The 11872-nt window shown below is 51.0% G+C and carries 5 protein-coding genes; all 5 read right to left on the reverse strand.

The window, feature by feature from the left end:
* Positions 1 to 128: 128 nt before the first annotated feature.
* Positions 129 to 890 (reverse strand): hypothetical protein, encoded by a 762-nt coding sequence (locus tag DOLE_RS10525; RefSeq protein ID WP_012175463.1) that lies wholly within the window; start codon positions 888 to 890, stop codon positions 129 to 131.
* A gap of 2 nt (positions 891 to 892) precedes the next feature.
* Entirely contained in the window at positions 893 to 3811 is a 2919-nt protein-coding gene (locus tag DOLE_RS10530; RefSeq protein ID WP_012175464.1) for an RHS repeat-associated core domain-containing protein, read from the reverse strand.
* Between the two features lie 339 nt (positions 3812 to 4150).
* Entirely contained in the window at positions 4151 to 4591 is a 441-nt protein-coding gene (locus DOLE_RS10535; protein WP_012175465.1) for a hypothetical protein, read from the reverse strand.
* 14 nt (positions 4592 to 4605) lie between these two features.
* Entirely contained in the window at positions 4606 to 9882 is a 5277-nt protein-coding gene (locus DOLE_RS10540) for an RHS repeat-associated core domain-containing protein (RefSeq protein ID WP_041280505.1), read from the reverse strand.
* Positions 9883 to 10944: 1062 nt separating this feature from the next.
* Positions 10945 to 11691: a DUF481 domain-containing protein gene (locus tag DOLE_RS10545; RefSeq protein WP_012175467.1), complete on the reverse strand. Its 747-nt coding sequence runs from the start codon at positions 11689 to 11691 to the stop codon at positions 10945 to 10947.
* Positions 11692 to 11872 lie beyond the last annotated feature (181 nt).

Genomic DNA, 11872 nt, shown 5'->3' on the forward strand with positions numbered 1-11872 from the left:
CACTGGACTCCGGGTCAAGCCCGGAATGACAAACATGTCCGGCTGTTCCGGATAAACCCTTACTTCTTATCCCCTCCAGTGCTTCGCACACCGGCAGACGAGCTGCCGGTGCCACCCGCGGCGCACCCTCAACTTTTAACCTGTATTCCCATTAAAAGTTTGTATAATGTTTCTTCCCAATAATGGTATTCATAATTTTCTGCATTTTCTCCTTTAACAGTGAGCTTACCTTTAAATGTACCATTTAAATCAAAAATAAAAGCCTGTGTAAAAGGTCCGTTCATTCTCCTTAAAGTGAAAACAAAACTTCTAATATATGTTGTTAATAATTCATTAATATTATAAGGTATTATATACGCTTCCTTCTCTTGCAAAAATATCTCATAAACTTTTAATTTATCTTTACTGTTACTATTTTGTAAATCTCTAGGAGTAAGATTAAATATAGTATTAAACAACTCAAAGTCACTCCCGAATTTAAGATGAAATTCCTCAAACTCAGATGTACCGCCAAAATTTAAACGTTGGGCTAAATGACTTTTATAATTCTTAACGATATCCTTATTATACTCACAAATTATAATTTTTTTCTCTGGGCTAATTATTTCAGTATACCAAATATTTGATATTGAATTATTACAATCATTATTCCTACTTACTGGCTTATATAGGGAATAACCAACAGGTAATAATACTTTTAAGTCATTCATTATTATAAAGTTCTCAGAAAATAAAAAGTTATTTTTATTCGATTTAACTAGTTGTGGTTTTTCATATAGCTCTTGAACTTGATCAAACTTATTTTGAGAAGAGCTATTGCATCCATTCAGACCATGACCTAATATTATAAAACAGCTTAAATAACAAATCCCTCTTCGTATAAATATCATTATTATTTCGCTCCTATTGATATATTAACATTGTTAATATATTCTGTATTAAAAAATCCCTCTTCCCATGTAGTTATCCCATCAAAATTATAGTCAAATTCTTCTGAACAATCACATTCAGTTTCCCCATACTCGTAAACAGTTTTTCCAACCTTCCCTTTTATATTCACAGTAAATACATCCCAATCTGAATAGTATTTTACAGTCATATTGCATTTGCAATCAGATTCACTTTTCGTATATTTCTTTATTATTACAGTATTATAGATAAAACCCCTCGCTTTATTCGCGGTCTGTTTTTGCAATATACCTCTTGCTTTTTTAAGGGTGTATTCTACAAATGGTTTAGTAGTAGAGCTAATAGCATTAACTACGGCTTTAACTCCCATTTTTGCAAATCCCCATATCGTATCATCAAAATCAATGCCAGCAGCACAAAAGAGGATCGCCCTACTTTTTAAGGAATCGGAAAAACCAGGACCGATATATGTATTATAATACTTACGTTTCATGTCTAGTAGTAACATACTCATAAACTCTTCTTTGTATGAATTTATGCTACGAAGCCCATAGGGATCATAATCATTAACAGCATCATTCCCCACAAACCCATACAAATTATATCCGCCCTCTTCCCCCAACGGATCCCTCGACATCCACCTCCCCATCTCCGGCTCATAATACCGGTATCCGTAATAATACAGCCCACTCTCCCCATCAAAATACTTCGTCGAGAACCGAAACACATTTTCATCCGCCATGGCCCCGCTCTTATGAATCAGCCCGCCAAACGGGGCATATTCATAAGCTGCCGCAACCGTTCCATCTGCCGCGCTCACCATGCGGCCCACGTTGCCGTTGGCATCATGGCAGTAGAGGTAAGTATTCACCCCGTCGGTCATGGCCAGCAGGCCGCCCACGCCACCGGCTCCTTGCAGGCTCTGGGAGAGGTCAAGGCCCCACACATAGGACTTTTGCACCGCACCGGTTCCATCCAGCTCCTGGATCAGGTTCCACCCGTCATAGACAAATAAGCTGGCAGCTGACAGCTGGTAGCTGCCGGCGCTGAATGTATAGACAGACTTCTTCACCCTTCGGCCCATGTAGTCGTACACAAAGGCCAGTTTGGTATTTCCTTCGGTCGGGGTCTCGGGTTCCACGGAGATGAGGCGATTTTCCCCGTTCCAGGCATAAACCATGCCCTGCTGGTGGGTAAGGTTGCCGTCATCATCATAGACCGGGTTATCTGTTACGCCGCCAGTTTCAATGGCATCGTACTGGTTTAAATTATCGGGCGTATAGGTGGTGGTAGCCTCGACCAGGGTATCCGGCAGGTCCGGGGTCAGGTCCATGGTCTTGCGCTGGCCAAGGGCGGTGTAGGTATAATCATATTGGGCAATATCGGCCCCACCAAACGTGTGCCTGACCTGGGTTTTGAGGTCCCGGTTCGGCTCATAGACAAAATCCGTGACCAGATTCTCCATGGTCAGGGTGTCGACAAAATCAGAGTCGGCCACATACGCATAGGTGGCCGTCTTTTCTCCGGCCCCGGTGTTCCAGGTGACGCCTGCAAACCGGCCGGTGGAAGGCTCATACCCATAGGCCACGCTGTAGCCTGTAAGGCTCAACCCGGTGGGCCGGCCCACCACGCCGGAGGTCTCGTATGTGCGGGTGATGGTTTTGCTGTACAGCCCGCCGGAAGCGCCGTCGATGGTTTCTGTGACAGGTTGCAGGGCACTATTATAGGCAAAGGTGCGCGTGCCCACAACATCGTCCACGGTATACACCTGCCCGGCCCGGGTGTAGGCATAGGCCACATCCGGGGTGGTGTCAGAATAATCAATACCCGTGAGTTCCCCGGTATTCAGATCATAGGTGTAGGTGGTGACAAGGGTGCCGTTATCCCGTGCCCAGGTGCGGGTAGCCAGCCGGTTGGCAGCAGTATAGGTGTAGGCCGTGGATTTGGCCTCATCATCGGTCTTGGCGGTGAGCAGGCCGGTGGACGGCTGATAGGTCCAGGTGGTGATATCTGGATCTCCGGTGGAACCTGATGGCCACTCTGCCCCGTCCCAGCCAGAGCCGTTGCGGTACATGTGCATCTGGGTCATCTGGCCGTAAGCGTCATACACAAACTTTACCGGCTCGACCGCGCTGCCCCATTTATACGCCAGTTGCCCGAGGCTGTTGTAGGCGTAGCGGATGGTTTTGCCAAGAGCATTGGTCTCTGTTGTCCGGCGGCCGGCTGCATCATAGGTAAAAGTAGTCCGACTGCCTGCGGCATCTTCCACATAATCCACCTGGCCCAGGCTGTTGTAATGGGTAACAGTGGTGCCGGTGCGGGAATCGGTGGCCCCTGTACGTCGGCCCAGGCCGTCATACGAGAAGGTGGTGGTCACCCCGGTTTTGCTCTGCCGGGATTGCAACAACCCGTTTGTCGTGACAGTAATTTCGTTAAAGGATGCATCCGGGTAGTCCACGGTCTGCGTTACAGTTTTGGTGGCAGGGTCGATAACGGTCCGGGCTGTCGTCTGGTTGCCGTTAATGTCAGTAGAAACGGTCTCATTGACAAGGCCGTTTGTGCCCAGGCCGGTGAGCCGGGTTTTTTGAATGCCCGTGGTGGTGGGGGTACTGCTGCCGGTGACGGCAAAAATTTTGCCGGTGGTTTCCTGCCACCAGTCGGCGCCGTCACTGGTGTACTGGGTGGTGCTTTCCTGAATACGGTCTGACGACCCGTCATCCAGAACGCCGTTGGCATTGACATCCAGACCGGAGCGGACCATGTTGCCCAATTCGTCATATTCATAAAGCGTATCGGCCAGGCCCGGAGCGGATGTGGCAATCAGGCGGCCGTCCGCAGAAGATAGAAAGGGCATCCCCCGCACAAATCCGGCAATGGTGTTATATGCCGCATCCATCCGCATGACGTTTACAGACTCCGCCTTATAATCCAAATCGAAATCGGGATCGGGATCGGGATCGAATTGCCGTCAGAACAAAAACGTATCGATACCGATTTCGATAGCGATAGCGATTTCGACAGGGACAATGATTTTTCTGCCATTCTCAATCGCCCTTCCTGCCTTCCCGACCGGCCGCACTGGACTCCGGGTCAAGCCCGGAATGACAAACATGTCCGGCTGTTCCGGATAAACCCTTACTTCTTATCCCCTCCAGTGCTTCGCACACCGGCAGACGAGCTGCCGGTGCCACCCGCACAACACCCGCTAGGCAAGCTGCCGGTGCCACCCGCGACCCCGGCACTACGGCACTTCCCTTTCCTTATCCTCTGAAGAACTTTCTTTTATGCATTCCCTTATTAAGCCTATTGCTTCTTTATTACTGCTCCCATACTGATTCATAATATAGTCAGTAGCCTTTAACGGGTCACCTCCATGTTCTATTAAAAGAAGAATAATATCTTTGCGATTCAATAATGCAGCAGTACCAATGGGATCATCAAAGACAAAAGATTCTCCATCTTGTTGCTGAAGACGGTTAATTGCCTCTGGATTTTTTTTCAAAATTTTCAGAATTTCCTCTGTCGATGCATTTGATTCTATTGCCTCAAGTAAAGAAGGATACTCTTCATAAGAAACTGTCTTTTCTATACTTATACAAAATTTCAATACGAAAACTAAAGCGATCACTCCAATAATAATTCCAAAAGACAGACCGAGTTTTAATGCTTTCTTTTCAGTCATTCATCTAATCTTTCCTATAAACACGATTTACATTTCCCCTTCGCTTCCTGCCTACACTGCCTCTTCTTTGCATCAAGCCTAAAATCAGAAACTTCACAGACTTTCGGTCCTAATCCCCAATTCATAGAAGTAGTAACTCTTCCAGAAATCCATTTATCTCCCCATCGGGTTTTCCATGAATGGCAGGCATCGCCACCGCATGAACATTCACAATTCACCTCACAGGAGATTTTAACCCAACAGGGTCTTCCTATTTCGATATCTTTCTTGGCTTCGCCGGGAAGCGAAGAATAATAACGTTTTTCTCTATTGTAGGTCCAAAATAAATCAGCATCTTCGCCACCTGATACGATTTTCAATACATACTTTATGATTGTCTCTACTTTAAAATTGGATTTATCATAGTCAATATCAACTGTTCTGCCGGCTACAGGAGCCTCATTCACATCAGGGCATCCTTTACATTTAAATAATAAATACAATGATTTCGGCTTGTACCATGTTATGTCGATATACATAGAATCAGAGCTATAGCCTTCAGACCCTCCAACCTGAACAAGTCCAAGCAGATCAAAGAAATTAGTAGGGTCATTCATTACAAAAGAATAAAGATTCAGCCCACCACTTTCTCCGACCGGGTCTCTGCTGATCCACCGTCCGGTTTCAGGATCGTAGTACCTCAAGCCGTATTCATAGAGCCCACTCTCCCCATCCCAATACTTCGTCGAGAACCGAAACACATTCTCATCCGCCATAACCCCGCTTTTATGAATCAGCCCGCCAAACGGGGCATATTCATAAGCTGCCGCAACCGTTCCATCTGCCGCGCTCACCATGCGGCCCACGTTGCCGTTGGCATCATGGCAGTAGAGGTAAGTATTCACCCCGTCGGTCATGGCCAGCAGGCCGCCCACGCCACCGGCTCCTTGCAGGCTCTGGGAGAGGTCAAGGCCCCACACATAGGACTTTTGCACCGCACCGGTTCCATCCAGCTCCTGGATCAGGTTCCACCCGTCATAGACAAATAAGCTGGCAGCTGACAGCTGGTAGCTGCCGGCGCTGAATGTATAGACGGCCTTTTTCACCCTTCGGCCCATGTAGTCGTACACAAAGGCCAGTTTGGTATTTCCTTCGGTCGGGGTCTCGGGTTCCACGGAGATGAGGCGGTTTTCCGCGTTCCAGGTATAAACCATGCCCTGCTGGTGGGTAAGGTTGCCGTCATCATCATAGACCGGGTTATCTGTTACGCCGCCAGTTTCAATGGCATCGTACTGGTTTAAATTATCGGGCGTATAGGTGGTGGTAGCCTCGACCAGGGTATCCGGCAGGTCCGGGGTCAGGTCCATGGTCTTGCGCTGGCCAAGGGCGGTGTAGGTATAATCATATTGGGCAATATCGGCCCCACCAAACGTGTGCCTGACCTGGGTTTTGAGGTCCCGGTTCGGCTCATAGACAAAATCCGTGACCAGATTCTCCATGGTCAGGGTGTCGACAAAATCAGAGTCGGCCACATACGCATAGGTGGCCGTCTTTTCTCCGGCCCCGGTGTTCCAGGTGACGCCTGCAAACCGGCCGGTGGAAGGCTCATACCCATAGGCCACGCTGTAGCCTGTAAGGCTCAACCCGGTGGGCCGGCCCACCACGCCGGAGGTCTCGTATGTGCGGGTGATGGTTTTGCTGTACAGCCCGCCGGAAGCGCCGTCGATGGTTTCTGTGACGGGTTGCAGGGCACTGTTATAGGCAAAGGTGCGCGTGCCCACAACATCGTCCACGGTATACATCTGCCCGGCCCGTGTGTAGGCATAGGCCACATCCGGCGTGGTGCCAGAATAATCAATGCCAGTGAGTTCCCCGGTATTCAGATCATAGGTGTAGGTGGTGACAAGGGTGCCGTTATCCCGTGCCCAGGTGCGGGTAGCCAGCCGGTTGGCGGCGGTGTAGGTGTAGGCCGTGGATTTGGCCTCATCATCGGTCTTGGCAGTGAGCAGGCCGGTGGACGGCTGATAGGTCCAGGTGGTGATATCTGGATCTCCGGTGGAACCTGATGGCCACTCTGTCCCGTCCCAACCAGAGCCGTTGCGGAACATGTGCATCTGGATCATCTGGCCGTAAGCGTCATACACAAACTTTACCGGTTCGGCCGCGCTGCCCCATTTATACGTCAGTTGTCCGAGGCTGTTGTAGGCGTAGCGGATGGTTTTGCCCCGGACATTGGTCTCTGTTTCACGGCGGCCGGCTGCATCATAAATGAATGTAGTCCGGTTGCCTGCGGCATCTTCCACATAATCCACCTGGCCCAGGCTGTTGTAATGGGTAACAGTGGTGCCGGTGCGGGAATCGGTGGCCCCGGTCCGGCGGCCCAGTCCATCGCAGGAAAAGGTGGTGGTCACACCGGTTTTGCTCTGCCGGGATTGCAGCAGTCCGTTTGTCGTGACAGTAACTTCGTTAAAGGATGCATCCGGGTAGTCCACTGTCTGCGTTACAGTTTGGGTGGCAGGGTCGATAACGGTCCGGGCAACGGTCTGGTTGCCGTTAATGTCAGTAGAAACGGTCTCATTGACAAGGCCGTTTGCGCCCAGGCCGGTGAGCCTGGTTTTTTGAATGCCCGTGGTGGTGGGGGTGCTGCTGCCGGTGACGGCAAAAATTTTGCCGGTGGTTTCCTGCCACCAGTCGGTGCCGTCGTTGGAGTATTGAGTGACACTTTCCTGAATGCGGTCTGACGATCCGTCATCCAGCACGCCGTTATCATTGACATCCAGGCCGGAGCGGACCATGTTGCCCAACTCGTCATATTCATAAAGCGTATCGGCCAGGCCCGGAGCGGATGTGGCAATCAGGCGGCCGGTAACGTCATAGGTGTTTTCAGTTGCCTGCGTGCCGGTGTAGCCGGGTTTTTCCGTGCGGATCATGTTACCGGCCATGTCATAGGTGGTGATCTCGTAACGGTCGGACGCAGGGCTGCCGATATCGACACGGGTCCATTGGGAACCATCGGCATTGACGCCATAGGTATAGTATTGAGAAACAACGCCGGTGCCGGTGATGCTTCTGATCCGGCCATCAAGGTAAGTGTCGGTGATCTCGGTGGCCCCGCCCGGCCGGGTGACAGTGGTGGTGCGACCGCTGTTCTGATAGTCATAGTCGGTGGTCAGGCCCGCAGTGTCCGTGGACGTAATTAATCGGCCGGCCAGGTCGTAAATGTTCTGGCTGGAAAGGGTCAGGCCCCCGCCGGTGACGGTTTCTGTCAGGCGCCGGCCGCTGCCGTCGTAGGTCCAGGTGGTGGTGATGTTGTTCTTTACGGCCTGGGTGAGCCGGCCGAGCGGGTCATAACCGGTATAGTCGGTGACCATGCCATAGATATCGATTTCGTTTTCCTTGTTGCAGCATCCCCATGTGGCTGCGGTGTGGGTGCCGTTCGAGTACCAGGTATCGGTAAGATGATGATCGTCGTCATAGGCCATGACCGACCAGGAGACCGGCTCATATCCGGTGCCGGTATAAACAAGGGTCTGCCGGGCCAGTTCCCTGCCGGTTTCGTCCCTGATAATGATCTCCCGGGTGGTTTTGTTGGCAATGCCGTTGGGCGCGGCAGCTGTGCCGTGGGTAACGGTAACGCGCACATCGGTGCCGCTGCCGGTGATAAATGTGCCCAGGCCTGGATCGGCGGGCGTGTAGATGCCGGACTCATAGGTATAGGTCTCTTTTGTGTTGTCCGGGTGGATCTGCCCCTTGATTTCGCCAGCGCCAGCACCTCCCCAGGGAAGATAAGTGACGGTAACGGTACGGCGGTTGGCCGTGTTGCCGTAGGCTGCCGCGGGCGTGGCCGCAATTTCGTGAATTTCGGTGACCACGTTGTTTGTGTCGTCTTTCTGATAGACATAATAGTCTTTAGACACCACATGCCCTTCGGTGGTTTCTGTGACAGTGCGGGGGCGCAGCTCGTACTCCACGTCATTGGTATCGCCTGACCCGCTGATGGGAGTGTAATCATAGGTGATCACCCGCACGGCCATTTCTGCCGCAGTGATGGGCTGGTCCAGCCAGGAGCGCGCCTCTTTGATTTTGCGGGACCGGCCGTCATACTCATATTTTACCCAGGAGCCGTCCGCATAGGTTCTGCTTTCTATCCACCCGCAGTTGCCGGTGGTGCAGCCGGCCTCCCCTTCCTCATAATAGTCGGTGACAGTGGTCAGGGCCGCGTTGTCCGGGTCCACCACTTTTTCGATTTCAAGGGGCCGGGCATGGCCGCCACACGTGATGTCTTTATATGTGGTGCGGATAACCGAAGAGGCCGTGCCTGAGCCGTTTTTAATGGTCTCGGTTTCAATCCGGTTGCCGTTGGTATCCGTTACCTTGGACTTGGCAATCACCTGGGCCACTGTGGCGCCGTCGCCATTTGAAAGGGTCCAGGTGGAAGCGACCTCGTCCCATTCATAGGCGTAGACGGTCTGGGATCCGTCTTTCCAGTAGGTCATTGTCAGACGGTTCTCGGCGGTCTCTTTGTCCGGATTTTCAACAATCAGGACGGCAATGGGCTGAATATTGGTATCATAAGGATAAAATCCTTTAATTGTGAATGCGTTCAGCCATCGACTGGAATAGGGATCTACCCGGTAGATACTGGCTTCATATTCATACTCATCAATAACATTAATGTCGACACAAACCTCCCGTGAAACAACCTGCCCGAGAGTGCCGTCGGGATTCAAAGCTTTCCAGGAATCACCGTTTAAATACACATCAAGGGCGTCGGGCGTGACCAAATCGGCCGATACCGTATCGGCCTGTAACAGGATCTCGCCTGCAGAAGTTCCGTCTTTTTCCCTGCCAAGGCTGAGCTTTGCCTTGATGCTCCCGTTTTCAGCACCAAAAGAGCCTCCTGAAGAACAACTGCCGCCACTGCCGCAGGAATCATCACAACCCACGGTAATGTTGATGGTGTCCGTACAGCCCGGTACTATATTTGATGTGGCCTTGACAAGAACATGACCGGCACCCGAAACCGCATATACGGTAATCGATGCGGCAGAGTCGACCACCAGAGCACCCGGCACATCAGAGGCGGGTGAAATATTTACAACCACATCCTTTTCTGGGACAACCTCCCATCTGATGTCCCCCTGGCTGGCGCAACCCGGATCCTTAATAATCGTATACTCTTCTGGAGCGATGCGTGTCTTTGTGGCCTTGGCCTGCAGATCGCAATCGCAGAGGTCGCCCTTACCGTCGTCATCGCAATCCCTCTGGTCGGGATTGGGCACCGATGGACAGTTGTCGGTACAGTCGCCCACGCCGTCTCCGTCGATGTCGCTTAAGGCGTCGATGCATACGACTTTTTTGCTGATAAGATTATATCCGAAAACCTCAGAGCGGGTACCTGGCCACGTGTTATCGACATCAGGCCATTGAAAGCATGAATAATTTTCACTGTACCCGTAAACCGTAGAACCCTTGATGCGACCCCAGCCATGGCCATCTTTCGAGGGCAGCGTAAGACACTCCTCGCAATCGCCCTGGGCTTGAGTAGTTGCCAACGTGCTGTTGAAAATCTCCGCAAATGTCTTTTGCCCGGGCCACCCGCAATCGGTCGCACCGACACCGCCAAGCCCGGAAGGGACAAGTCTCTGATACTGCTTTAACCCGCCTTGAATCTTATAATATAGATCATTCTCAACACCGTCAGGATCGCCGGGAATCAGACAGCAATCCGGCCCCTTGCATACCGTGTAGTCAGCAAAAACACTTGGAGCAAAAACAGCGTGAATAATCATGGCCAGTATACAGGCGAGATGAACTTTGAATAGTATTTTATGTTTTCCCATCGGAGCCACCCTCTGTGTAAATATATGAATATGTAATTAAATCCAAGCGACAATGATTTTGTTTTCTCCCCACCAACCCGAACATTTTACAAGTTGATTCGGCCATATCAGCTCTGGTTGCGGAATGCTCGCGGGACACTGAAGAGCCCCCCTGTGGCTGCCAGAATAACGTTTAACAACGGGGAGTTGCTTCCTGCAATATTTTTTCCCGTACCTTACATCTTTTGGCCAAATCGGCTTGCGAAGGATTACGACTAATCACTGTTCCGTAAATTAATATTTATGTCAAGGTTTTTTATGCGTTTTTTAAACGCAACAATATGATGATACGTAACCGTTTGAATAATATGTTTGGTGAGTTTAAAAAATGCCCGGTTTTACAATAAAATACCGTTTTCGGCGACATGATCTGATCAAAACCATTCAGGCCGGGCAGATGGTAACCACCACCTGCCCGGCCTGAATGGATCCGTTTTTTTGTTCCTGTTCTTACGCTTACTCTTCACCCGGATGTTTCATGGAATTTTCGGGTTAAAAATCATACACCAGAGTAAGGGCGGTCTCGGTATCGGTTTTATCGGTTCCCGGCGGCACATCGGAATCGTGGTCCACCGTGTAGGAGACCTTCATTGAAAGGGCGCCCACAATCCGGGACTTCAGGGCCGACACCGCGCGGGTGTTGGTGTTGTCGGACCCGGTAACCACGGTGACCTCCTGCTGAAACGACACGCCGTCTGAAAAATTGTAACCAAACACGGCATATCCGCGAAAAATCGCGTCTTCTTCGGTCTCTCCATCCTCCCGTTTGTCGTACCGGTAACCGGGGCCTGCCTCAATATCCAACCGCACGGCGTCGGAGGCAATCACCTTTCTGCCGTAACCGGCGCTGTAGGTACTCTGGTAGTCATACCCGCTGAACCGGTCGTCTTCATAGGCGGCATGAACAAAAACATAGTTGGCGGCGTTGAATTTATAGCCAAGCTTGGCCGAACAGGTGTATTTTTCCGCCGAGGTTTTGTCCACTGTCTGTCCGCCGACATCTGTTTCCTCGGACCGGTAGAGAGCGGCCGCGGCTCCTTCAGCCAGCAGGTGGCCGGTTTCATATTTCAGACCCAGCCGGGCATTGACCGACTCGGTTTCCGAGTTGCCCGTAGTCATCAAAACACCTACCTCTCCGGTGCCGCTGAAGGTTTTTTGTGTTTCAGCATTATCGTCGGCGGCAACCGGACCGGCAACCACCAGAATGAAAAAGACAATCCATGCGACTATGGACCTCATGACAGACTCCTTTATTTGAAGTAGAACTGTAAAACCCGGCCGGGCCGGCATTCGGCCGCCGGAAAAATTTTTTCGTTCAGCTAATACGAGGGGGAACGACAGCCTGAGACTTCAGCGAAAAAAATAACCGCGAGGAGGATCGTTACCGGCATATTCGGGCACAGGCAGGTATCCCGGGTAT

Source organism: Desulfosudis oleivorans Hxd3, from assembly GCF_000018405.1.
GTDB classification, from domain to species: Bacteria; Desulfobacterota; Desulfobacteria; order Desulfobacterales; family Desulfosudaceae; genus Desulfosudis; species Desulfosudis oleivorans.

Coding starts and splice junctions, on each gene's coding strand:
- DOLE_RS10525 (WP_012175463.1), bottom strand. CDS start 890: ATGATATTTATACGAAGAGGGATTTGTTATTTAAGCTGTTTTATAATA.
- DOLE_RS10535 (WP_012175465.1), bottom strand. CDS start 4,591: ATGACTGAAAAGAAAGCATTAAAACTCGGTCTGTCTTTTGGAATTATT.
- DOLE_RS10545 (WP_012175467.1), bottom strand. CDS start 11,691: ATGAGGTCCATAGTCGCATGGATTGTCTTTTTCATTCTGGTGGTTGCC.
- DOLE_RS10530 (WP_012175464.1), bottom strand. CDS start 3,811: ATGCGGATGGATGCGGCATATAACACCATTGCCGGATTTGTGCGGGGG.